General features: G+C 50.3%; 16 protein-coding genes and 1 tRNA gene. 8 read left to right on the top strand and 9 right to left on the bottom strand.

Going from position 1 to position 22,651, the window contains the following annotated elements:
• Positions 1-177 precede the first annotated feature (177 nt).
• The 3 genes from JIN87_RS15995 to JIN87_RS15985 all read right to left on the bottom strand — a co-directional run bounded on the left by JIN87_RS15995 (position 178) and on the right by JIN87_RS15985 (position 1,734).
• Positions 178-747 carry a PIN domain-containing protein gene (locus tag JIN87_RS15995; protein ID WP_200356595.1) on the bottom strand — a complete coding sequence of 190 codons (570 nt, stop codon included), beginning with the start codon at positions 745-747 and terminating at the stop codon, positions 178-180.
• Positions 748-769: 22 nt separating this feature from the next.
• Positions 770-1,237: a helix-turn-helix domain-containing protein gene (locus tag JIN87_RS15990; protein ID WP_200356594.1), complete on the bottom strand. Its 468-nt coding sequence runs from the start codon at positions 1,235-1,237 to the stop codon at positions 770-772.
• Positions 1,238-1,657: 420 nt separating this feature from the next.
• Positions 1,658-1,734: transfer RNA gene (locus JIN87_RS15985), tRNA-Met, on the bottom strand.
• Positions 1,735-1,992: 258 nt separating this feature from the next.
• Here JIN87_RS15985 and rpsB point away from each other — a divergent pair.
• Both rpsB and tsf read left to right on the top strand, forming a co-directional pair.
• Positions 1,993-2,871, top strand: a complete 879-nt coding sequence (gene rpsB / locus JIN87_RS15980) for a 30S ribosomal protein S2 (protein WP_200356593.1) — start codon at positions 1,993-1,995, stop codon at positions 2,869-2,871.
• Positions 2,872-2,960: 89 nt separating this feature from the next.
• Positions 2,961-3,557: a translation elongation factor Ts gene (gene tsf, locus JIN87_RS15975; protein WP_200356592.1), complete on the top strand. Its 597-nt coding sequence runs from the start codon at positions 2,961-2,963 to the stop codon at positions 3,555-3,557.
• A gap of 539 nt (positions 3,558-4,096) precedes the next feature.
• Here tsf and JIN87_RS15970 read toward each other — a convergent pair.
• Genes JIN87_RS15970 through JIN87_RS15955 form a run of 4 tightly spaced genes read right to left on the bottom strand, consistent with a single transcriptional unit; the run spans position 4,097 to position 10,132 of the window.
• A complete protein-coding gene (locus tag JIN87_RS15970) occupies positions 4,097-6,046 on the bottom strand; it encodes a sialate O-acetylesterase (RefSeq protein WP_200356591.1) in 1,950 nt (649 codons plus the stop codon).
• Between the two features lie 13 nt (positions 6,047-6,059).
• Positions 6,060-8,228: an alpha-glucuronidase family glycosyl hydrolase gene (locus JIN87_RS15965; RefSeq protein ID WP_200356590.1), complete on the bottom strand. Its 2,169-nt coding sequence runs from the start codon at positions 8,226-8,228 to the stop codon at positions 6,060-6,062.
• 15 nt (positions 8,229-8,243) lie between these two features.
• Positions 8,244-9,035, bottom strand: coding sequence for an SDR family NAD(P)-dependent oxidoreductase (locus JIN87_RS15960; protein ID WP_200356589.1), 792 nt, complete (start codon positions 9,033-9,035; stop codon positions 8,244-8,246).
• Between the two features lie 2 nt (positions 9,036-9,037).
• Positions 9,038-10,132: a mannonate dehydratase gene (locus tag JIN87_RS15955; RefSeq protein ID WP_200356588.1), complete on the bottom strand. Its 1,095-nt coding sequence runs from the start codon at positions 10,130-10,132 to the stop codon at positions 9,038-9,040.
• A 311-nt stretch (positions 10,133-10,443) separates the two neighbouring features.
• Between JIN87_RS15955 and JIN87_RS28830 the strand changes: the two genes are divergently transcribed.
• Complete coding sequence (locus tag JIN87_RS28830; protein ID WP_200356587.1) at positions 10,444-11,472, top strand: substrate-binding domain-containing protein; 1,029 nt, start codon at positions 10,444-10,446, stop codon at positions 11,470-11,472.
• Between the two features lie 311 nt (positions 11,473-11,783).
• Here JIN87_RS28830 and JIN87_RS15945 read toward each other — a convergent pair whose 3' ends face one another.
• Together JIN87_RS15945 and JIN87_RS15940 are read right to left on the bottom strand one after the other, a co-directional pair.
• Complete coding sequence (locus JIN87_RS15945; RefSeq protein ID WP_200356586.1) at positions 11,784-12,491, bottom strand: rhamnogalacturonan acetylesterase; 708 nt, start codon at positions 12,489-12,491, stop codon at positions 11,784-11,786.
• Positions 12,492-12,509: 18 nt separating this feature from the next.
• A complete protein-coding gene (locus tag JIN87_RS15940; protein WP_200356585.1) occupies positions 12,510-13,292 on the bottom strand; it encodes an IclR family transcriptional regulator in 783 nt (260 codons plus the stop codon).
• Between the two features lie 219 nt (positions 13,293-13,511).
• On the opposite strand from JIN87_RS15940, the gene JIN87_RS15935 reads away from it, so the two are divergent.
• The 5 genes from JIN87_RS15935 to JIN87_RS15915 all read left to right on the top strand — a co-directional run bounded on the left by JIN87_RS15935 (position 13,512) and on the right by JIN87_RS15915 (position 22,638).
• Positions 13,512-16,736: a TonB-dependent receptor gene (locus tag JIN87_RS15935; RefSeq protein ID WP_200356584.1), complete on the top strand. Its 3,225-nt coding sequence runs from the start codon at positions 13,512-13,514 to the stop codon at positions 16,734-16,736.
• 181 nt (positions 16,737-16,917) lie between these two features.
• A complete protein-coding gene (gene kduI, locus JIN87_RS15930) occupies positions 16,918-17,706 on the top strand; it encodes a 5-dehydro-4-deoxy-D-glucuronate isomerase (RefSeq protein WP_200356583.1) in 789 nt (262 codons plus the stop codon).
• Positions 17,707-17,738: 32 nt separating this feature from the next.
• Positions 17,739-20,177 (top strand): glycoside hydrolase family 88 protein, encoded by a 2,439-nt coding sequence (locus JIN87_RS15925; protein ID WP_200356582.1) that lies wholly within the window; start codon positions 17,739-17,741, stop codon positions 20,175-20,177.
• Positions 20,174-21,607, top strand: a complete 1,434-nt coding sequence (locus tag JIN87_RS15920) for a glycoside hydrolase family 28 protein (protein ID WP_200356581.1) — start codon at positions 20,174-20,176, stop codon at positions 21,605-21,607. Before JIN87_RS15925 ends, JIN87_RS15920 begins: the two co-directional genes overlap by 4 nt.
• Positions 21,604-22,638, top strand: a complete 1,035-nt coding sequence (locus tag JIN87_RS15915; RefSeq protein ID WP_200356580.1) for a pectinesterase family protein — start codon at positions 21,604-21,606, stop codon at positions 22,636-22,638. The genes JIN87_RS15920 and JIN87_RS15915 overlap by 4 nt, the downstream gene beginning before the upstream one ends.
• The last annotated feature ends 13 nt before the right edge of the window (positions 22,639-22,651 follow it).

Raw genomic sequence — 22,651 nt, 5'->3', positions numbered from 1 at the left:
GGGAGGGGGGTAGGGGGGAGGGGCATCCGAAGGAATCGCGAAGCCGTCAATCTGACGGGATAGAACCGAAGGGGCGAAACCTAGGGTTGGCGACTTAAGCGATAGAAGGCTACTGCTTGCGAAGCAAGAAGGAGGCTGAGTGCCTCTACACGATTCGTTTAGGAAGGTTCGTGTCGCCTAGATCAGCTCTTTGTTTTCGAGAAGGAAGCTGCTCAGTTCTGGGAGCCTTTGGTCAGCAAGGCTAAGAACGTACTCCTCTACGGTCTTGGGAGGGTTCTTAAGGCGGGCTCGGCATCGTTTGGCGGTGACTAGGATCGCGTCGGGTTTCAAATGAATCAGGTGCGAAATGAATTCGTCTGGATGCTGAGCTTCGAGATCGAAGTGAGAAAGAGTTTCGGACGGGAAGTCCTTTAAGTTGTAGGTAACGATCACGTCGCACCGACCTCGTATTGCTGCGGCCAATACGTGCCGATCGTCGGCGTCCGGAAGCTCGAGAGTCGGGATTAGCGCTTCGAAGCCTGTCACGAGAGCGTCGGGCACTGCGCGATTCATGAGGTCTTGCGTTCTTCTGAGCTGCCCTTCTTTCAGGTCGGGCCTGTTTTTGAGAACGTTCCTGATCCATTCGTCGTGGATCTCGGAGCTCCATCTCACTCGAAAAAGATTCGTGGTAGAGAGCTGGATCAGGAAGTCTCTAAGAGGAGCGGGGTAGAGGACGCAGGCGTCGTAAAGGGCTGTGTAGCGTGCCATGGTCGCTTAGGTCGCTGTTCAATTAGTATCCCATATCCAGCTCCTGAGCCTGCTCGGCGAGAGCGTCCAAGGCGTTGTTTCGGTCTTCGTCAACGCGAGCCTTGTACTCCTTCAAATCCGAAAATCGTATCCGGCGATGGGTGCCGACCTTGTGAGCCGGAAGTTTGCCTTCCTTGATCAGTTGGACGACGAATGGCCTTGATACGTTGAGGAAGTTGGCTGCCTCCTGCGTGGTGAGTTCGGCATGCACCGGGATGATCGTGACCGAGTTCCCCTTGGCCATTTCGGATAGGATGTTCACTAGGAACCCAACGGCTGATGGTGGGATGTCGACGGTTTGGCCTTTGCCTTCAGCGTCGTCGATTGGAACGCTCAGCCCGCGATGCCCTTTCAGCAAAGGCGCGAGCAGCCGGCTGGCTTCAAGTGCGGTGTTTCGCTCTTGTTCGTCGGGTAGGGCTGAATTGAAGGGGAAGGATTCTGAAAGCTTCATCTTATGTTCTCCTATCGTCTTTTAGGTTCACTAAGTAAACGAAATAAACGAAACAAACGAAATAAGTGCAAATGATTTCCGAGAGTTGTTTGTTTCCGTTTCTAGTATCGAATATCTCGGATTAGATGGAAGGGGCGGGGGTGAATGTGTGCAGAAGTGCCCGGGAACGAGAGGCGTGTCGTGTGAGTGGGCCTTAAAACCGGTCTTCAGGTTGAAATCCTGAAGGGCAAACGGATATTTTCTAAATGTAAAAATTTGCCATTTATTTGCCTAATTTCCGTTTTTGACCGCATCTCGCGTTTTTTGACCTCATCGGGAATCTCGTGGTTTCCGAACGCCTTCGGGGTGGTGTGTCCTCTGTAAGTCACTGATTAGCAGTATAAAAGGCGAAGGCCCAACGCTTTAAGCATTGGGCCTTCATGGGTGCAGGGGCTGGATTTGAACCAGCGACCTTCAGGTTATGAGCCTGACGAGCTACCAGACTGCTCCACCCTGCAACTGCAGTATCTAAACTGTAAATCTCCGCTCTGGTGTTCGGAGGAGCTGCAGAAAGGTGGATTCGTTTTCACCTGTCAATGCCTTTTCGCAACTTTCCTCGTAAATGTTGCAAATTACTCCTTGCCAAGGAGGGGGCTAGGGCTACGGTTCTCGCTTCCTTCAATCCTGAGGGAACTAACAATAACCAATAACCATGATCGTAAGGCAGCTCTCGAGCGGCCTGCGCCCCGCGATTAAAGGGGTGTTTTGAAAAGCATATGAATATCGAACTCACTGATCTACTCGACGCTGGAGTACACTTCGGCCACCAAGTTAAGCGTTGGAACCCGAAGTCTAAGGGCTTCGTTTTCGACCACCGCCAAGGTATCTCTGTCATCGACCTCGCTAAGACTTACGAAGGTCTCAAGGCAGCATACGATTTCGTTGAGGAAACAGTCGCTAAGGGCGGCGAAGTTCTTCTCGTAGGCACCAAGCGTCAGGCTCAGGAAATCATCCGTGAAACAGCTGCCAACACTGGCATGCCATTCTGCGTTAACCGCTGGATGGGTGGCACGCTCACTAACTGGCAGACCATCACTTCCTCCATCACTAAGTACAAGAAGTACATGAAGATGGAAGCAGACGGCTCTCTCGCAAAGCTTCCTAAGAAGGAAGGTTCCGCTATCCGCCGCGAGATGGCGCGTATGCACCGCAATTTCGAAGGCATCGTGAAGATGGAAAAGCTTCCAGCCGCCATGTTCGTTGTAGACGTGAACTACGAGGACATCGCCGTTGCTGAAGCGCGTCGCGTTAAGATCCCGGTTGCTGCGATCGTCGACACTAACTCCGATCCTTCTACAGTAGACTACGCGATCCCAGGCAACGACGACGCTGTTAAGTCTATCCGCATCATCCTCGAAACGATCGCCGAAGCGGTTGAAGCAGGTCGCGCTAAGCGCTCCGCTGCTGCTAACCAAGGCAAGAAGGGTGGCGACGCTACTGCAGCTGCTGCCGAAGCGGTTGCTGCTGCTGAAGAAGCTCCAGTCGCTGCTCCTGTTGAAGAAGCTCCGGTTAAGGCTCCAGTCGCTGCTGAGGCTCCCGTTAAGGCTCCGACTCCAGAAGCTCCTGCAGCTGAGGAAGAAAAGTCAGAAGGCTAAGAACGACTCTCTAGGAGGCGTTGTTTCGACAACGCCTCTTTTCGTTTCTACCAAATCAATCTCCACTCACTACATTTTATAAAAAGCAAATGAGCGCACAAATATCCGCGAAACAAGTAGGCGAACTCCGTGCTCAGACCGGTGCTGGTCTGATGGACTGCAAGAAGGCTTTGACCGAAGCCAATGGCGACCTCGAAGCCGCAGCGACTATCCTCCGCAAGAAGGGTGTTGCTTCCGCTGACAAGAAATCTGGCCGCGCGACTTCCGAAGGTCTCGTTGACTCTTACATCCACCTCGGTGGCAAGGTAGGCGTTTTGATCGAAGTGAACTGCGAAACTGACTTCGTTGCCAAGAACGACGACTTCAAGGCTTTCGTTAAGGACATCTCCCTCCATATCGCTGCTCTCAATCCGGTTGCGATCAGCCGTGAGGAAGTTCCAGCTGAGCTCGTTGAGAAGGAGCGCGAAGTCGCTGCTTCCCAAGCGGAAGGCAAGCCAGCCCAAGCGGTTCAGAAGATCATCGAAGGCAAGCTCAACAAGTACTTCGCTGGCGTTTGCTTGCTCGACCAACCTTTCGTAAAGGATGGCGACAAGACCGTTCAGGACGTTCTCACCGAGACAATCGCAAAGCTCGGCGAAAACATGAAGATCAAGCGTTTCGTACGTTTCGCGATCGGCGAAGAGTAATTCTTCACTGAATCGACGATCTTATATTATTTTAAAGCGGCTTTCCGGAAACGGGAGGCCGCTTTTTTTTGGTTCATCACCAAATATAGTGGAAAGGCAGTAGCGTGAAGCGGTCGAGCCGTGCAGAGTTTATTTGCTACAATGAACTCCAAATTGACCACAACCGCCTCACTGGATGGAAGCTGAGCTTTGTTCCCTGTTTTGGAAAGGCTATAGCATAGTCGTCTTGGATTTGCTTGAGCAGAACCACCTGCTCGTTCGTCTTCGTCCCAGCGGCGTGGCCTTCTGCGGGGATGCTGATTGGTTCCGATCATTTTGGAGTACCATCCGGCGAGAAAAGCTGGCAAGTAAGGAACATTTGCCGGCGCGATTTCATTCCAGCTCGTGCAAACTACTGGCCATCTTTCTAAGGCAAGATCCATGGGAAGGTGGTATGGTTCATTTGGTTCGGTGCTTGAATTTTGTTTACCTTCGAAGCGGGCGGAGCAGTTAATGTTGCATTCTTTGCATTGGTCCCAGAACAAAGAGAGGCTTTCGTACTAATTGTCTGTTCGGAAAGGAGCGGCTGGGAGACCTTCCTTGTTTGCGAGATTGGCGAAGTCTGGGTTGTCCGCCCAGGCATAGCGAACGTATCTAGGTTTGGATACTTCTTTGCTTGAGACTACGACTTTATCCCCTGCAATCTCAGCACTCGCCCAGACGAACCTCTTGTCCTCTCCTGCAATTGCGAAGTGGGCGAGTTCTTCTCCATTGTTTGAAACGAGGCCACTGCCTACGTGGTGGAAGCTGAGTACGATCTTTCCGTCTTTGATTTCTTGGGACGTGAAGATCGGGCCTGAGGGGACTATGGTCTTGTCGCTATAGGAGATTGACCGGGCTAGCAGGGCTAGCCGTTCTCCGACGATGCCTTTTTTGGCTGGGTGGATATCATTCCATTCGCCGAGGTCGATATTAATGCCTGTGCCTGTATTAGGAGTTGTGAGACCGGTTTTGAGTTGGACTTCTCGTAATTCGGCCCAGTTGCTTTCGGCTGGTAGATAATCTACGTCCATAAAGCGTGGAAGCTGGGCAATAAAGAAGCTGAGTTCATCAATACTCCACTTATTTCTCCAGTCGGTGATAAGGTTTGGTAGGAGCTGCCTATATTCCTGAGGGTTCGAAGCATTCGCTTCACCTTGATACCAGAGGGCTCCGCGAATCTGGTAGTTCGTCAGCGGGGCGATCATCCCATTGTAGAGAGAACTCGGCTGTGATTGGGCGGAGATGCCTTGTTTGTGTTCACGGGTAGCTGGCGCGAAGACTTCGCCGACTCTGTAATGCCATGTTCCTTTGAGGTCGATTGCTTGCCCATCGGCTTCGAGCTGGTAGGGACGGTCGGGGATAAATCCCCCGTTCCCGCTGTCGTTTCTTACTCTGACTACCAGAAGGTTCTTGCCTGATTTGAGAACGCCAGTCGGGATTTTGTATCGGCGCTGAGGATACTCGTAGCCAGTGCCTCCGACACGTTGGCCGTTCACGTAGAAGTCGTCAGCGTTGCGAATTCGGCCAAGCTTAGCGGTGACTTCAATCCCAGTCATGGACTCCGGGACCTCGACCTCGCGGCGGTACCAGACGACGCCGTCTAAGTTGCGAACCCCTTGATGTTCCCAGTAGCCAGGAATGTTTATTGGTTTCCAGTTGACCGCCTTGTAGGCAGGGTCGTACCAGTTGATTTCACCAGCGGTTCCTTGATCAATCGTTTTCTTTGGACCGACCTCTTCGCGGTCCGCTTTGGCTTCGGCGTTAACTCGTGCTACGTAATCAGAGTCTTTGTTTCGCTCGATTATTTCGAGTTGCTTGGGAAAGGCCTTAAGCCCTTCCTCGCTGGTCCAGGCCTCAATGCGTGTGCCGCCAACGCAAGACATTATTATCCCTTGAGGAACGTCGTAGGAATCGTGTAATGTTTTCGCGAAGAAGTAGCCAACCACAGTGAAATCCAATAGATTGTCTGGATTGGCTTTTTTCCAACTTTGATTGGGAACGTCGTTAGCAGGACCGGAGAGTATTGGAGTTGTGGGGACGGAGAACTGGCGGATCTTGTCGTTTTTTGAGTTGGCGATTTCCGAGGCGTAATCTTCCTGCCAGCGATTGAAGGCGTGGGTCATATTCGATTGACCGGAGGCCAGCCATACATCCCCGATGAGAATGTCATCCAGTTTTATCTCATTATTACCCGTGATTCGCATTGAATGCGGACCTCCGGCTTCGGCGGGAGGGAGAGATAGTTGCCAATCTCCGTTAGAATCAGCCTTGGTGGAGTGTGACTTGCCCAGGAAGTTTACTGTGACCTTTTCTCCGGCGTCAGCCCAGCCCCATACCTTTAATGAGACGTCTCGCTGCAGGATCATGCCATCGCTTACTATGCTTGGGAGCCTGACCTCAGCTGAAAGTTCTGAGCAAATGAAAGAGGCACTGGCGATTGCCAGTGCTTTGAGGTTTTTGGAAATCATTTTCTGGTGGATGTTACCACTGTTCAGCGGGGTGTCCGGGAACATGGTAGAGTTTAAAGTTTTTGTAGTGTTCGAGATCGTTCTCGGGAGGAGTAATTGATTTCGGGTAGGGGCGTTTGCTGAAGGTTTGGAAATAGCTGAGGCATGCGTCCTTCCAGAAGATCGCATCAGCGTGTTGGCGTATAAGCATTGCTGCTACACGAGCATGTCGTTGAGCGTCAATTTTTCCTGATAGTCCGTCCCATTCCTGTATCCACTTTGCGACGTCGTTTACTCCACGCTGATAGGTGAGGCAAAGTTCATTCCAGAGCGTTTCTCCCGAATCCATTTCGAAATCCCAGGAGACATGGTGGAACCAGAGAAGGTAGCGTTCGTCGATTTGCTCGGGGTCTGACCATTTGGCCACCCGTTCAGGGAAGTACTGCCCGAGCGCGTTCGTTCCGCTTTCGGTCCGGTCGAAGCCGATCCCAGCTTCATCCGCTCGGTGGTAGTAGACAGAAGTCCAGTCAGGTCGACCTTGGTCGAACCAGGGGCCCGGACCGTAGTGATGTCCCTCGGCCATAATGTGGTGCAAGCCCAGAGGCATGGAGTAGTCGACCACGGTTTGGTGAGAGGCGAGCATTATGTTCGCAATTGTATCCACAACCTCACTCTGGTTGTTGAAGGTCATGCGGATCCATTCATCAGCTATCTGCTCGGAACTGAGCGTGTGATCCCAGGCTAGACGTCCGAAGGCATACCAATTGGAGGCTGCGATTGGGTGGCCGGTCCAGTTACGTTCATTACCGGCGTTGGAGACGCCTGCGAAGGTCGTGTTTTTGTGACTGAATACGCTGCCATCAATCACTTTAGCGACAGTTGATCCCTTTCCTTGGGCAAAGGTGTCCGCATTCAGTACTTCGCGCCACATGGGGGCGAGGTAGGCAAGATGAACATCGCCCCCTAGATATTCCTGGGTGATTTGCAGCTCGAGGGCTTGGGTTGTCTCCGGAGTCGCTCCGAAAAGCGGGTGGTACGGTTCGCGCGGCATGAAGTCGATGGCCCCGTTTTTGGTTTGTACGATAGCGTTTTCCCGGAAACGCCCGTCGAGGTTGGTGAACTCTGTGTAGGCTTGCTTGTGGCGATCCTCCTTGATTTCGAAGTCGTATACGAAGGCACGCCACATAACGATGCCTCCGTGAGGAGCGAGGGCGTCTGCGAGCATGTTCGCTCCGTCCGCGTGGTCTCGCCCGTACTTTTGTGGGCCGGGCTGGCCTTCGGAATTTGCTTTGACGAGAAAACCGCCAAAGTCGGGAACGTATTCGTAGATCTCGGCTACTTTATCGTTCCACCATTTGATGACCACTGGATCGAGTGGATCCGCTGAGTCCAGGCCTCCTAGTTCGATTGGAGCACTGAAGCGCGCTGTAAGGTAGACGCGAATACCATAAGGGCGAAAAGTGTCAGCAAGTGCGGCAACCTTTTCGATGAACTGTGGATGAAGGACGGTCGAGTTGGCATTGACGTTGGTGAGGACGGTGCCGTTGATCCCGACGGAAGCGCAGGCTCTGGCGTAATCAATATAGTAAGGCTCGATGTAGTAGGGGAGATCGAACCAGTTCCAGAGGGAAGCCCCGCTCATCGATCGCTCGATGGTGCGGGTGAGGTTATCCCAATGGTTGAGGATGCGGTTTTCTACGCGAGGGGCGCTTCTTAAGGAGAGCCCTTCAATTGGTTGGTGGGTTTGGAGGTGTCGAAGAAAAGCGAATACGCCGTAGAGTACGGCTTGATCGGAGGAACCGGTAATTACGATTGTTGTTTGCTTACTCTTAGAGTCGGCGAATACGAGATACTCATCCTTCTGGTCGAAGTTGGTGTTTTGCTTTTCGAGGATCTTAGCGATTTTCGGATTTTGAGACGCCGTACCTATTAGCAATCTGGATTTGTTTGACCTCTCTCCGGAACCAAGCAGTCCAGACAGGCCCTTTTGAAGCTCGTCCGCAGCGACCCGAAGGGTTGGATTTAGGTCCTTTTGCGCGATATCTACCGTTCCTATGTTGGACAGGTAGGAATCAAGTATCTCCTGTTTTTGAATCGACTCGTACCTTAGCCAGAGACGGTAACCGTCTTCGGCGGAAACGAGGGAGTTTATTGCGAGAGAAATGAACAGAGCGCTGAGCGCTTTTAGTGAAAGGGGCTTCATGGATAGGGTTTGTAATTAAAAACCGATACTAGCTCCGCCGTCGACTGGGAAAACGGTTCCCGTGACAAAGCTCGCGGCAGCAGAAGCGAGGTACACTGCTGCCCAACCAACGTCGTCGGGTGAACCTAGCTTTTGCATGGGGGTACGGGAGAGAATCTTTTCCCGACGGGCTGGGTCGTTAGCGAAGGCTTTGCTGGACATCTCTGTTTCGATCCAGCCGGGGGCGATGGAGTTGACGCGTACTCCATGTGGAGAGAGTTCGGTGGAGAGCGTTCTGACCATTCCGAGGTGAGCGCTTTTCGCCGCGCTGTAGGCGAGCACTTGCGGGATTCCGAAGAGCGATGCCATCGATGAAACGAACAAGATGCTTCCTGACTTTCGCTTGATCATGCTTGGAGCGATTGCGGAAATAAGCGCGTGGGCACCGAGGACATTTGTTTCAAGAATGCTGTTAAATTCATCTACGCTCGTATCCAAGGCAGGTTTTTTGAGATGAATTCCGGCGTTGTTCACGAGGCAATCCACTTTACCCCAATCGGCGATGAGACGTTCTGCTAATTGCTCAGATTTTTGCGTTTCGGTTATGTCGTGAACCAGGTAGCTCGAGCGGTCGCCAAGCTCTTCGGTGGCTTTAGCAAGGGCGTCTTCTCTACGTCCGATGAGAACTACTTGAGCTCCAGCTTTGTGCATACAGCCTGCGATTGCCTGGCCGATTCCAGAGCCACCTCCGGTGATCACTGCAATTTGTCCAGAAAGGCTGAATACGTTAGTAGAGGTTTCGGGTTTAGATTGTTCGTCGATGTACATGATCAAAGGGGAGAGGGAGTCACATTTGATTTTGACTCAATTGATTGAAGTGCAGCCTTGATATAGCCCAGTGCGTAAGCCATTCCGGCGTGCCACGGTGCGTCGCAACTCATGGAAGGACAGTGGTCCGGGATTAAAACTCCTTGATATCCGTTTGTGTGGAGAATTTCCAGAGCTCGCAGCATATCGATGTCGCCATCGTCGATAAAGGTTTCCTTATAGTAAGGAACCTTACCGCGAACGTTTCGAAAGTGGATGTAGCCGATTCGGTTTTGGGAAGAGTATTGGTCGATCGCCTGGTACACGTCACCCTCCGTCATTTCGGCGATAGACCCGATGCAAAATTCTAGTTTGTTACGTGGACTTGGGTTGGCGTCGATGAGGTCTTGGTAGAGGTGAGGTTGGTGCACGAGTCGTGGTTGGGAGCGGATCGTCGGCATGGGTGGGTCATCTGGGTGGGCGGCGAGCGTGACTCCTGATTGTTCAGCGACCGGCAACACTTCGGCTAAGAAATTTCGCAGCCTTCGCCAGAGCTCCTCGTGGGTGACGCTCGGGATTGTGCCTTCGGCTGCGTTGAGGTCGTAGACCATATTCCAAGCCATACCGTTAGGGATGGGCTCATCGTAGGGGCCTTCCATTCCGACAGAATCAGCCTGTCCTCGGGCGTAGGGACCGGTGGTACGGCCAGCGACACCTGCAATGGAAAAATTGTACCCCATAGTCGGGATACCTGCTTCTCCGAGGCGACGAATGATGGTCTTAACATTTGAGATATGTTGATCACGCTTCGGGCCGTCGAGCAGGATGTCATGCCAATGGGCGGGGTCGAAGTTCTCGATCGCTTCCAGAATGAGTCCATTGGCTTCAACGTCTTCGCGAAGCTTCTTTAAATCTTCAAGTGACCACAGCGTGTCTGGATCACCGGCAAGTCCCCAGCCTCTGTCGCCTCCCGTTGGCTGATCATCGCCTCCGGAATGTTCGTCGCCTTTGAAGTAATCAACGAGATGGGCCACAATATGGGTTGCTCCAGCCTGCTTCGCGAAGCGGAAGTTTTCCGGAGTGAGCATGTGCTTGTATAGTCCGAGTCCTATTTTCAAGTGTCCTTGTTGGGTCGAAATTTATCGTCAGTTTGAAGGTAAGTTGCCTATATGACTAGTCACCATAGCTCCGATTTTGGAGATTACGCGTCGTCAACGAATAGACGTTGACCAATTAGTGGGACGAGAATGAGCCTCAGGCCCAAAACAAGGGTCAATATTAACGAGTTGCATTGCCATGTCGCTCCAACTGAATTGAAAAAGTGTGGAGTGTATTCCGATGATTTAGGGTCTAAAGTTAGACGTTGACTAGACTGGCAAATACAAGGTTCCCCTGTTTATTGTTGTTCTAATTTTTAGCCCAAAAAACTGTGAGCGTAAGAATCATAGCCAAAAAACTCGGAATCTCCCCTTCGACAGTCTCACTCGCGTTAAGGAGCAGCCCAAAAATCTCCGAATCAACACGTGAGAACGTTTTGCGAGAGGCGGATCTGATTGGTTATCGACCAAATGCTAAGATCAACGAGTTGATGAGTCACTTGAGACTCAATGGAACTCGTTCTAGTGAAGCTTGTTTTGGTGTCATCTCGTTTTATGAGACATTGCGCCCTTGGGAGCAATCTAAGCATCTAACCTTGATTCATGAAGCGATGCAAAAGCGTGGCGAGCAGCTTGGTTATCGCTTGGAGTCGTTGGGATTGAAGGCCCCGGGTATGAGTCACGGAAGATTTCGGGACGTATTGGATGCTCGTGGGATTCAAGGACTCCTTTGTTTTGGTAGTCCTGATTTTGAGGAACGCTTCCCTAAGGAGCTTGATCAATTTGCGGTTGTGACTGTGGGGTTGAGCATCTCTTCCCCAATGCATCGTGTTACGAGTCACTTCTTTAACGATTTGTATAGTGCTCTCGATCGAGTTTACGAATTGGGGTATCGAAGGCCGGGGCTTATCTTGGGGGAGTATGAGGAGAATCGGTCGGCCCATGTCTATCCGAGTGCATATTTTGGATGGTGCGATCATGTATTGGGAAATCCGCTACTGATGCCCGTTCTTAGAACGTCGAATGTTGAGTCGGACTCGGTGATGGACTGGTATCGATGCAACCGGCCTGATGTGATTGTTTGTGTGCACCTCTATGAGGAAGTCAGAAAACTTCCCGATATTCTTGAGGAAAATGGCGTTAGTGTTCCAGGGGATGTGGGAGTCGCGGCAGTTAGCCAATTGTTGGATGGAACCAATCTATCTGGAATGGAGCAAAATCAGGAGTTGATGGGAGCATGGGCAGTTGAACTGCTTGCGTCGCGAATCATGAATCAGGACTTTGGGCTACCATCCTTTCCCAAGATTCAGATGGTTGAGAGTAAGTGGATCGAGGGCGGTACGCTAAGGAACTCGAAATAGGCCGCAGTTAGAGTCTAGAACTCAACGTGTAACACGGATGGGGTTGAAGGGAGAAGCCGTTTGATAGGGCATAGCCTTCCTCTATGTGTCAGAAGTTCCTCGTTTCTGTTTGCAGTGCTCTAGGTATTTGCGTCCGTATCCAGACTGTTATTCAGATTTGGCAAAATGGGATTCTATTGCATCCTACGAACTATTGCTGCGAAAAGCTGAGGGCTTCGACGTAGAGTTAGAGGAGGAGGAAGTCGTATTAGAGTTTCTGGAAGAGTCGAACTTGGAAGAGGAGCGTTTTGTCGATTACGATACTCAGCTGATCAATAATCGCTTTTCAGCAGGTTGCACAGTTCTAGCTCTTGCGAGCGAAGGAGGGAAATTATAAGGTCTGCTATGGCTTCAGCTCCCTTGTTGTTGAAGTGTGTGACGTCTGCTTCAGTGGGGTTGAAGGAGTGGCTTGCCTGGGGGCCGATTGCGTTGTGGTAAGCGATGCTTAGGGAATGCAGATCAAGGAAGGTTGCATTGGCTTGTTTGGCAGCGGATCGGGCTGCCTCTGCCCATGGCCCTAAAGTGGACTGGATTTGCCCAGAATCGTTAAAATTACGTCTTGTAACGGAGCTTACGATTATTGGGTGGGAACCGATCTGCCTGAACTCGTCAATGTAGTGAATTATGTTCTCTCGGTAAGTTGAGTTGGGGTCTGTTTCTCGATCTGGTCCCTTGCCTGGTTGGTCGTTGTGTCCGAATTGTATGAATACGAAGTCAGGTCGGATCTCTAATGCCTCGGGCAACCTTCCTTCGTCGAACCAGCTCTTTGAACTTCTGCCGCCGACAGCAAAGTTTGTTACAGTTACAGACTTATCGAAGTGATTTGCGAATGCGGAACCCCAGCCTGATTCGTCGGTGACGGTAGAATCTCCGATTAGAGCAATTACAGTCGCTTTCCTTTCGCTTGAGAAACTAGAGTGTAGTGAGAAGATAAATACAAGAATAGCTAAGTAGAGGGATTTTCGGATATGGTTAGGCATGGTTTGATTCTATTTTGGCTATTTCTGGCCTGGCCAACCTAAGCTGCGAGAGAGTTCGTTAGCCTGATGCCGTACCGTTTTAGAAAACTCTGGAATTTTACCTTTTGTGAATCTCGATGTTGCTGCGGTTAGGCCAATTGCGGCGGTACAGTCTCCATTTTCATCGAATACGGGAGCGGCGATACATCTCACGTCATCGAAGAACTCCTGCTCGTCCATTGCGAAACGTAGCTCCCTTACGTTTTCGATCTCCTTTGATAGGTCTTCGATCGTTGTGAATGTTCTTCTTGTATGCCTCCGAAGATCGCTAGACAGTAAAGTTGTTTTTAGTGGAGTAGCGCTTGAAAATGCGAGGAAGCATTTTCCAGTAGCTGAGCAGTGTAGTTCCACGAGTGCTCCTGGTCCCCGCGATGCGGATAATGGGTGTGGACTTGTGTTTACCTCTATTATGAGGGAGCGATTACCCGAAGGGATAGCGAGGTGGCAGGTTTCTCCTGTTTTTTCCGTAATGTCCGCCAAATACGGTTTTGCTACAGATCGAATGTCTAGCTGGGATTTTGCAGCGTTTCCTATCCCTATAGGTGCAGTGCCAAGGCCGTATTTGTCTCCGCTCTTTTGAACGAAGTGCTCGCGCTCAAGGGTTATCAGAATGCGACGTACGGTTGTCCTTGGTACTCCGAGGTCTTCGCAAAATTCGCGTATGGTATGCGGCGTTCGAGTGCTCGATAGGTGAAGGAGGATCCTGCAGGCATTCCTAAGGTTAGGAATGAGGTATTTTTCCGACTCAGGTTGGGTTTTCATATTTTTGGGGTAAAAGATACAAAACGTGTTAGGTGAAATACTGGTCAACGTCTAATTAAGTTTTTCAGCACAGCGTTGACCTATTAATACTCTTAGGCCATAACAGGATTCATAGTTCAAATCTGGACTATGAGGGCTGTAAAGCCTTCTTTTTTTGTAACCCAACCTAACACGTATTAGGTGTTAGGCAACCAAACAAACCCAAACCCTACTCCAAACATGTCATCCTACAGATACAGTTCTGTACCCGCAGCTGCGTGCTGCTTTGCGAAGGCGGTGATTCGTGTATTGCCCCTTTTTATACTAGCGATAACCTTCGTCTCGGAAGGCTACTCTCAAGATGAGGGGGCTATCAGGGGCGTCGTTAAGAACCTGGCGACTGGCAAGGCTCTCTCGAACGCCCTGGTGACGATTCAAGAGACTGGTCAAAGCACTACCACCGATGAATACGGTGTTTACCGCTTTAGCGGTGTTTCCATCGGCGAATATACCGTATACGCCTCTTACGTTGGGCTTCGCGGGAAGCCTGTATCTGTATTTGTGGATACTGGTGTCAGCTCGAATGGCGATATTACTCTAGTGCCGAGTCGAACTGTTCAAGATGTGGACGATGACGAGGTGTTCGAATTGGACGCCTTCGAAGTGGATGGCAGCGAGAACTACAATAGTAATGCGATCGCTCTCAATGAACAACGACGCTCGGACAACCTTATTTCGGTTCAGCATGCTGAAGCGTTTGGTGAAATTGCGGAAGGCAATATTGGTGAGTACTTGAAGAACTTGCCGGGTGTATCTGTTAATTACGTAGCTGCAGACGTTCGTTCAATTAAGATGCGCGGTATGAGCCCTGCGTTTACTCAAGTAACGGTAGACGGTTCCCAGATGGCGAGTGCTGGATCAGGCAGTAAGATTCGAGCCTTCGAGCTAGAGCAAGTATCTCTCGCGAATGTGGAGCATCTCGAGGTATCCAAGCTTCCACGACCGGATATGTCTGCCAATGCCATTGGCGGTTCTGTCAACCTTGTTAGTAAAAACGCTTTCGCTCTTGGTAAGCAGTTCAATTACAAGGTTTCCATGAACTTCAACAGCGAGGAGACCTCGTTAGGTAAGACTCCTGGTTGGAACGCTGATCAAGAGCGTAGCAAGATCCTCCCTGGCGTTGAGTTCAACTACTCGGATGTATTTGCAGAAGACCGCTTGGGTCTCGCGCTTACCTACAAGCAATCAAACATGTTCAATGTTCAGCAGCGTTTTCGTTGGAGAGAGTGGGAGACAAGTCCTGAAGGTGATGTTGATCAGATCTACTTCAAGCGCCTTGAAATTCAGGATGGTCCAAAGAAAACTTCTCGCGAGTCGTTTTCTGCGAATCTGGACTACAAGGTAAGCGAGAACAGCATGTTTACGCTTAAGGGGCAGGTTAACTTCTACGACTCTACCTTCATAAATAGAAACGTCGGTTGGAGAGCGTCGAATCTGGACGCTGACGACATGCCAGCAGGTTACAACGGTTCTACAGAAGATCTGAGCGACAACTCCTATACGTTTGGTAGATCAAATGGTTTGTATTACGGCGGCTCGTTCCGTGGAAAATTCGGAAACACATACCACATCGATGCGGGAATGAAGCATCACCTAGGTAAGTGGGATATCGACTATGGTGTCACGATGTCGGAAGCGACAAATCATTATCGTAGTTTCAACAGGGGACATGTGGCCTCGTACTCCGCTCAGGAGCGCCAGGACAATCGTTTTGTCGAGTTTGACCAAGGCAATGGCGACATGAGAGCGTACTCTGACATCACTGTTTACGATTCCGATATGAACCCGCTTCCTAATGCTGGTATAAATCTCGACGGCTTTGAGCTTCGTCGATTGCGTGACCAACCGAAGGATGCTGTGGATACAATTGCCGGCTTCCGATTCAATGCTCGTCGCAACTTCAAAATGGGCGAAACTCAAGGGTACTTCCAGTTTGGTGTACGCAGTTCGCGCCAAGAACGTGAAGCGGTTGAACATCGTTTGCGCTACGAATACAATGGCTACAATACCGACGGTGAGCGTATCTGGCTCAGCGATATTAAGGACGAGGTATTCTCTGGGAACTCCCCAGGGTTTGGATACGGAGGCATCGACTGGTTTAGCCCGAACAAAGCTCTTGTTTTGCTCAACGACACGATGTCAGATTGGGAGTACAGGGAGGACTACGCGATTCAACACGCAGATGGCCAATGGTTCGAAATGCAAGAGGACATCGATGCGGCCTACGCCATGGCGAAGTTTGAGTTCTTAGACAACCGTCTTTCTGTTCTTGCTGGCGCCCGTTACGAGGATACCTCTGTCCAGGGATTGATTCCGGTTATCGGAAGTGCGAACAATTACGTTAATAGCCGTACCGACTACGGTTTTGAGACGACTGCGGTCGCGGATGGATACGATGGTTTTCACCCAAGTATACACATCAAGTACGACGTAAACGATAGGCTTCTGCTTCGTTTTAGTTACGCGAATACGATTGGACGCCCTGATTTCGGAGCGATGTTTACGCCTACCGAGTACGACGCTCCTTGGTTGGGATCTTCTGACAATCCAAACGATCCTGATTGGACGCCAAATGATCCAGAGACTACCTACGGATCAGTGGAGGTAGCAAACCCAGGACTGCTCCCACGTGAGTCGGACAATATCGATATCACAGCAGAGTACTACTACGGGGATACCGGGCTCTTTTCAGTATCCGTATTTCAGAACAAGATGGAGAACTTCATTAAGCGTGTTGACCGTGAGTTGACTGCAGCGGACGCGGAGCAATGGGGGCTGCCAGGTTTTGTTACGGGTGATCCTGTTAGTCAGTCGGACATCGATACCTACGGGCTAGATCAGGAGTCATTGGATGGTGAGTTCAACTACCGCATAGAAATCTCTGAGAATGTTGCTGACGCGACGGTTGAGGGGCTAGAGATCAACTGGAAGCAGGATCTTGATCTATTCTCCCAATTCTTAAGAGGATCAAGCATCTACGCTAACGGAACCTTCCTCTCGACAAACGCTGAAGGCGATGCCTCTCCATTTGCGAACGACTTCCAGGACTTTGCTAAGGAAACTGTTAACTATGGTTACCTCTTTGAGCGAGGTCCGGTTGATATTAAGTTCCGTTGGAATATCCGAGGTGACGAGATCGGCGGATCCTCAAGGACCTTTACCTTCCCAGGTGACAGGGTCGTCTCATCAGGCCTGTTCCGTGCAGAACGTAAATCGGTAGACTTCGATTTTGGATACAAGTTTAATGACCGGGCTGCCTTGTTCGTGAATGCTCGTAACCTTACCAACTCGCCACACCGTCAAGGTTACTACTTGGAGACTGAAGGTGGAGAACGCCGATTCATTCTAGAGCGCGAGGAGCGTTTCGGTGTTCAGTGGACTGTCGGTGTAAAAGGAAAATTCTAAGGGGTATAGTCAACCAAATCTAGTCAAGGTTAAGACTAGTAGTTCTTGCTGCGTCCTCGATTGATCGGGGACGCGGCTTCAAATTTAGTTTTTTTAAGTTGGGTAGAGGAAATTCGGTTTACACATGATTCAGGGATTTCGAAATGTAATACGTTCACAGGGAGGAGACTGTACACGTAGGATGGATACGGAAACGTTGCTCAGTAACTATGCGTGCAGAGGGTTGTTTGACGATGATAAGGTGACGCTCTCCTTCTGGGAAGTGGATCGAACGGTCGTTGGTGGTGTTGTTCCTATATCAACGGCTGTGAAATTGCCAGCGCCTGGCTATTTGGCCTGTCGATATTTTTGCCAACGCCGAGAATTAGGCGTGATGAATCTCGGAGGTGCGGGACGTGTTGTCTTAGATGGTGAGGAGTTTGCTTTGACGCTTCGAGATACGCTTTACGTTGGGCGCGGGACGAGGGAAGTAAGCTTCCAGAGTGATGACCCAAGTGATCCTGCGCGTTTCTATCTCTTGAGCTATCCTGCTCATGCGGAATACCCGTCGATGTTAGTTGAAGCGTCGACCATCGAACCTCTCGAACTAGGAAGTCCCGATGACTGTAATGAACGCCTGCTTTACAAGATGATTTGTCCAGGCGTGGTGGATAGTTGCCAGCTTGTTATGGGATTCACCCAGCTGAAGACTGGAAGCGTGTGGAATACGATGCCTCCACATACCCACGAGCGACGATCGGAAGTTTACCTCTACTTTGGTATGGAGGAGGGGAAGGCTGTGTTTCACATGATGGGCGATCCCAAGGAAACGCGTCATATGATTCTAAGAAACTACGAGGCTGCTCTTTCTCCTATATGGTCGATCCATAGTGGCGTCGGAGTTGGGAGCTACTCCTTTGTATGGGGAATGGGGGGTGAGAATCAGGAGTTCACCGACATGGATGGGGTCGCGGTCGACGAACTGCGGTAGGAAAGTCATCAACGCCAATTATAGTTAAAGAAATGATAGTGAAATCTAGAGCCATTCTGCTTTGGGGCAGTCTTTCAGTTTTTAGTTTCGGCCTCTTAAACGCCGAGGAAGTGGCAACAGTCACCGTAGTGAATCCGGATCGCACTGAGCGTGACGATGAAACTGTACATTTGCGGTTGATCGATCTTGGGCTCGCATTGGGTGATCCATCTGCTGAATCGATCGTGGCCTATGGAGGGAATCAACCTGTGCCCGTCCAGACTTGGGATCGAAATGGTGATGGTTTAGCGGATACGGTCAGCCTATCGATAAATCTTGAGGAAGTGGAGAAAAAGACACTGTCCTTGAGCATCAATGAAAGTGTCTCTGATGCGAATGCGTTCCCGCAGCGAACCTATGCAGAGATTTCGCGTAAGTTTGGCGGCGAGTGGCAGGGGAATCAATATGTGGGTGGTGAATTCGCAAACGTACAGAGGCTTGTCACTCCCCCAGGGCATAAGGATCATTCCTATTTTATTCGTTACGAAGGTCCTGGGTGGGAGTCTGAAGATGTTGGATACAGGTTCTACTTGGATTGGCGAAATGGTTTCGATATCTTCGGAAAACGAAGCAAAGCATTAGTTTTAAAGGATGTTGGCCAAGATGGTTTCGATTCTTATCACGAAGAAGCTCCATGGGGCATGGATATCCTTAAAGTTGGGAGTTCCCTTGGAGCAGGTGGATATGGATTGTGGGTTGATGGAAAGGCGGAACGGATTTCCAAAACCGATGGACTGGAGTGTGAAATATTAGAGAACGGACCCGTTTTGAGCCAGTTTGAAACGGTTTATCGCGGTTGGCAGGGATCGGGTGAGAAGAAAATGGATCTGAAGGCGAACTTTTCGATCGAGGCTGGTAGTCGTTTGAGCTGGGTAAGCTTGCGTCCGGAAGAACCTGCCGGTCCCTTCTGTGCTGGATTGGTGAAGGCTGACGATGTGGAGGTTTTTGTTGGTGATACCGATATTACAGGTGAGGCGTACACCTATATTGCGACTTGGGGTAAACAGGCTCTCGATGGAACTGATATGGGTATGGCGATCATCTTGAAAAAGCTATTCTTAGACGAGTTTACTGAAGATGAGTTGAACCATGTTGTCTTATTCAATAACAAGTATCGAGGGGTGGACTACGCGTTTGCAGCTGCATGGTCGCAGGAGGATGGCGGATTTCAGAGCAAGGACTCGTTCAAGGCTTATTTGGATGAAACTGTTCATCGGCTGACCATCGCGCCGCGCGTGTCGATTACCTCAAACCTTGAGGTGACACAGAAGAGTGGAGAGTTGTCTTCTGAAACAGCTCTCTACTGGACCAAGCGAATGGCAGACTCAATCCTGGAGCGTCGTGGTGACACGCTTGCCTACGGTAGTTTTGATCCTGAATCGGGTAGACTTGCGAGATGGACCTACACGACTGGACTGATAAGTAAAGCCGTTTACGATCTTGCGGAACCCACTGGTACTCCCGAATACGCAGATTGGGCGAAGGGCGTAATCTCTTCTTTTATTGAGGAGGATGGAACTATCAAAACGTATAAGATTTCTGATTACAATATCGATAAGATCAACTCTGGAAAGATGTTGCTCCAGATGCACGCGGAGACGGGGGAGGATCGTTACCAAAGGGCTGCTGCTATTTTGCGTAATCAGTTAGAAGAGCATCCAAGAACAAGGAATGGAGCGTTTTGGCACAAGAAACGTTACCCGTGGCAGGTTTGGCTCGACGGGGTCTATATGGGGATACCGTTTCTTGTCGGTTACGAGGAGGCATACGGGGATAAGGAACACCTTGACGAAGCGATCAACGAGTTTCTCGTCTGCGAACAGGAGTTGAGGGATTCCAAGACAGGCTTGTACTGGCATGCTTGGGACGAGGCGAAGGAGCAAATTTGGGCGGACCCCGAAACTGGCCGTTCCGAATATTTCTGGGGGCGTGGTCTAGGTTGGTACTCAATGGCTATTGTTGATACATTGGACTACGCGAAAGATCATCCCAAGGCCTCTAGGGAATTGAAGCGGCTTTTGGTCGATCTGGCGGAAGCTCTGAAAAAGTCGCAGGATCCGGAGACTGGTGTATGGTATCAGATTATGGATATGCCCAATGAGCCAGGAAACTACAAAGAGTCCTCTGCTAGTTGCATGTTCACCTACATGATTGCCAAGGGTGTCAATGAAGGGTGGTTGGATGAAAGCTATCGTGAGGTTGCTCAGAAGGCCTTCTCGGGAATTCTGAAGCTTTTTGTTCGCCCCCACGCAGACGGGACCAGCAGTCTGGATCACATCTGCCGTGTTGCGGGCTTAGGGTACGGTCGCGATGGCAGCTACAAGTACTACATGAGCGAACCAGTGGCCGCTAACGATCCGAAGGGGATCGGGCCGTTTCTCATGGCTGGGTTTCAAATCTCAAAAATGCTTAATAACGAGAGCGTAAAATGATGTTTATCGACAAAAGAATTTGGATGGCCTGTGCCGGTTTTGTGGCATGTGGATTGGTTGACGGAAGTGAAAGTCGAGTCATATCCGATGAGGAAGCTCACGAGTGGCTTGTTGCGGAAGAAATCGTTAAACGGATAAAGGCTCCCGTTTTTGCGGAACGAGTGTATTCCGTCGAGGACTACGGAGCGGTCGCTGATGATTCTAAGGATGATTCAGCTGCAGTTCGCGAGGCTATCGCAGCTTGTTCGGAGTCAGGTGGAGGACGCGTTCTCGTTACCAATGGTACTTATGATGTCGGACCAATCGTTTTGAAAAGCAATGTCGATTTGCACATCGCTGAAGGGGCAACACTTCGATTTAGTACAGACCCGAATGACTATTTGCCAGCTGTTTTCTCAAGGTGGGAAGGCATGGAGTGTTATAATTACTCTCCGCTTATTTACGCATTTGGGGAAACTAACGTAGCTGTAACCGGAAAAGGAACGCTCGACGGACAAGCCGATGATGACCATTGGTGGTCTTGGAAGGGGAAATCTGAGCATGGCTGGAAGGAAGGTATGCCCCATCAGAAACCGGCTCGAGATCGTTTGACGCAGCAAGTGGCCCGAGGCGTTCCGGTCGAGGAGCGCTATTATGGGGATGGAGATTATCTGCGGCCGAACTTTGTTCAGCCATACAACTGCGAGAATGTGCTGATAGAGGGGGTGACGATTGTTAATTCGCCCATGTGGGAGATCCACCCTGTGCTGAGCAGAAATGTGATTGTACGAGGCGTAACTGTGGTTAGTCATGGCCCCAACAATGATGGCTGTAATCCCGAAAGCTGTAAGGATGTACTGATCGAAGATTGTGTGTTCGACACCGGAGACGATTGCATCGCCATCAAGTCGGGTCGAAACAATGATGGGCGCCGGTTGAATGTACCTTCCGAAAACATCGTTGTCCGCAATTGCTTGATGAAGGAAGGTCACGGCGGAGTCGTGATCGGAAGTGAGATTTCCGGCGGATGCCGAAACGTTTTTGTAGAGAACTGCGAGATGAGTAGCCCGAATCTTGATCGCGCGATACGAATTAAGACGAATTCGATACGAGGTGGTCTAATTGAAAACGTATTTGTACGGAACCTACATGTCGGGCAGGTCAAAGATTCTGTTGTTAAAGTGAACTTCCACTATGAGGAAGGGGATGTCGGAGAATTTGCGCCGATTGTCCGCAATATTGTGATACGGAATCTGGTAAGTCTAAAGAGCAAGTACCCGCTCTATATCAAAGGTTACGACCACACGCCTATTTCCAATTTGAGAATCATCGACAGTCAGTTTGAGGGAGCTCAAAAGCCAAGTGTTTTGCTCAATGTGAAGGGGCTCGTTTTCGACGATGTTCGCATGAATTCCGGTGAGAAGACGGACCAGTGGGGGAACCCGCTTTGAGAAACACTCAAGCTGGAGCAAAGAAAATGGGATTTGAGGCTGGTTTTGCCGGAGGAGCAGTAGTGTTCCTGTGGATGGTGTTCTCTGTGTTTGCGTTTTGCTCGATCGCAAATGCTGCCCCTTATCCGACTCGCCTGGTCGTATCTAAAGATGGCACTGGTGATTATTCCAACATTCAGGACGCGATCAATAACTGTAAGTCGTTTCCGGACCAGCGAATCACAATCCTGGTCGAGCCAGGAGTATACGAGGAGAAGATAGTCGTGAACTCCTGGAATACAAGAATTTCGCTGATCGGAATCGATGCAGATCGGACTGTAATTCGTTGGAGTGATGCAGCGGAAGGGAGAAAGAACGGTACGTTTTGGAGCTATACGATGCTTGTTCAAGCGAATGATTTTCGAGCGGAGAATCTGACTATTGAAAACGCCGCTGGCAGTGGACCAGGGATCGGTCAAGCAGTCGCTTTGCACGTAGAGTCGGATCGGGTCGTCATTGATGCTTGTCGGTTAATTGCTGATCAAGACACGCTTTACGCGGCGGGTGAGAACTCTCGTCAACTTTATCGTAATTGCTACATCGAAGGAACGACTGATTTCATTTTTGGGGAAGGTACAGCGGTATTCGAAAACTGTCAGATACACTGCAAAACGGCCTCATTCATTACTGCTGCTTCCACCGCGGAAGGAGTCCGCTTTGGTTACGTTTTTCTCGATTGCAAACTGAGCTTTGCCCAGGGGGTGGATAACGTCTACCTCGGAAGGCCTTGGCGCCCGTTTGCGAAGACTGTGTTTGTGAGGTGTGATCTTGGAAATGGAATACACCCAGAAGGTTGGAGCCGTTGGGGCTATAAGTATGCGGAAACGCATTACGCTGAGTTTGAATGTACGGGGGCTGGTGCTGACCGCTCCGAACGAGTTGATTGGTCCTTTGAGTTAAGTGAGGATGAAGCGAAGCTCTATACGAAGGATCACGTCTTTAACAATGGATTGCAGGATCCGGTTCCATTGAGGGATTGGTACAAAGACTAGAACTGATTTTGAT

The organism is Pelagicoccus mobilis (genome assembly GCF_016595505.1).
Lineage (GTDB): Bacteria > Verrucomicrobiota > Verrucomicrobiia > Opitutales > Opitutaceae > Pelagicoccus > Pelagicoccus mobilis.
Note: the sequence above shows the minus strand (reverse complement) of the source record. Positions and strands in the feature narration are given on the sequence as shown.

Coding starts and splice junctions, on each gene's coding strand:
- JIN87_RS15945 (WP_200356586.1), bottom strand. CDS start 12,491: ATGCCTAACCATATCCGAAAATCCCTCTACTTAGCTATTCTTGTATTT.
- JIN87_RS15925 (WP_200356582.1), top strand. CDS start 17,739: ATGATAGTGAAATCTAGAGCCATTCTGCTTTGGGGCAGTCTTTCAGTT.
- tsf (WP_200356592.1), top strand. CDS start 2,961: ATGAGCGCACAAATATCCGCGAAACAAGTAGGCGAACTCCGTGCTCAG.
- kduI (WP_200356583.1), top strand. CDS start 16,918: ATGGATACGGAAACGTTGCTCAGTAACTATGCGTGCAGAGGGTTGTTT.
- JIN87_RS15965 (WP_200356590.1), bottom strand. CDS start 8,228: ATGAAGCCCCTTTCACTAAAAGCGCTCAGCGCTCTGTTCATTTCTCTC.
- JIN87_RS15970 (WP_200356591.1), bottom strand. CDS start 6,046: ATGATTTCCAAAAACCTCAAAGCACTGGCAATCGCCAGTGCCTCTTTC.
- JIN87_RS15920 (WP_200356581.1), top strand. CDS start 20,174: ATGATGTTTATCGACAAAAGAATTTGGATGGCCTGTGCCGGTTTTGTG.
- JIN87_RS15940 (WP_200356585.1), bottom strand. CDS start 13,292: ATGAAAACCCAACCTGAGTCGGAAAAATACCTCATTCCTAACCTTAGG.
- rpsB (WP_200356593.1), top strand. CDS start 1,993: ATGAATATCGAACTCACTGATCTACTCGACGCTGGAGTACACTTCGGC.
- JIN87_RS15995 (WP_200356595.1), bottom strand. CDS start 747: ATGGCACGCTACACAGCCCTTTACGACGCCTGCGTCCTCTACCCCGCT.
- JIN87_RS15990 (WP_200356594.1), bottom strand. CDS start 1,237: ATGAAGCTTTCAGAATCCTTCCCCTTCAATTCAGCCCTACCCGACGAA.
- JIN87_RS15935 (WP_200356584.1), top strand. CDS start 13,512: ATGTCATCCTACAGATACAGTTCTGTACCCGCAGCTGCGTGCTGCTTT.
- JIN87_RS15960 (WP_200356589.1), bottom strand. CDS start 9,035: ATGTACATCGACGAACAATCTAAACCCGAAACCTCTACTAACGTATTC.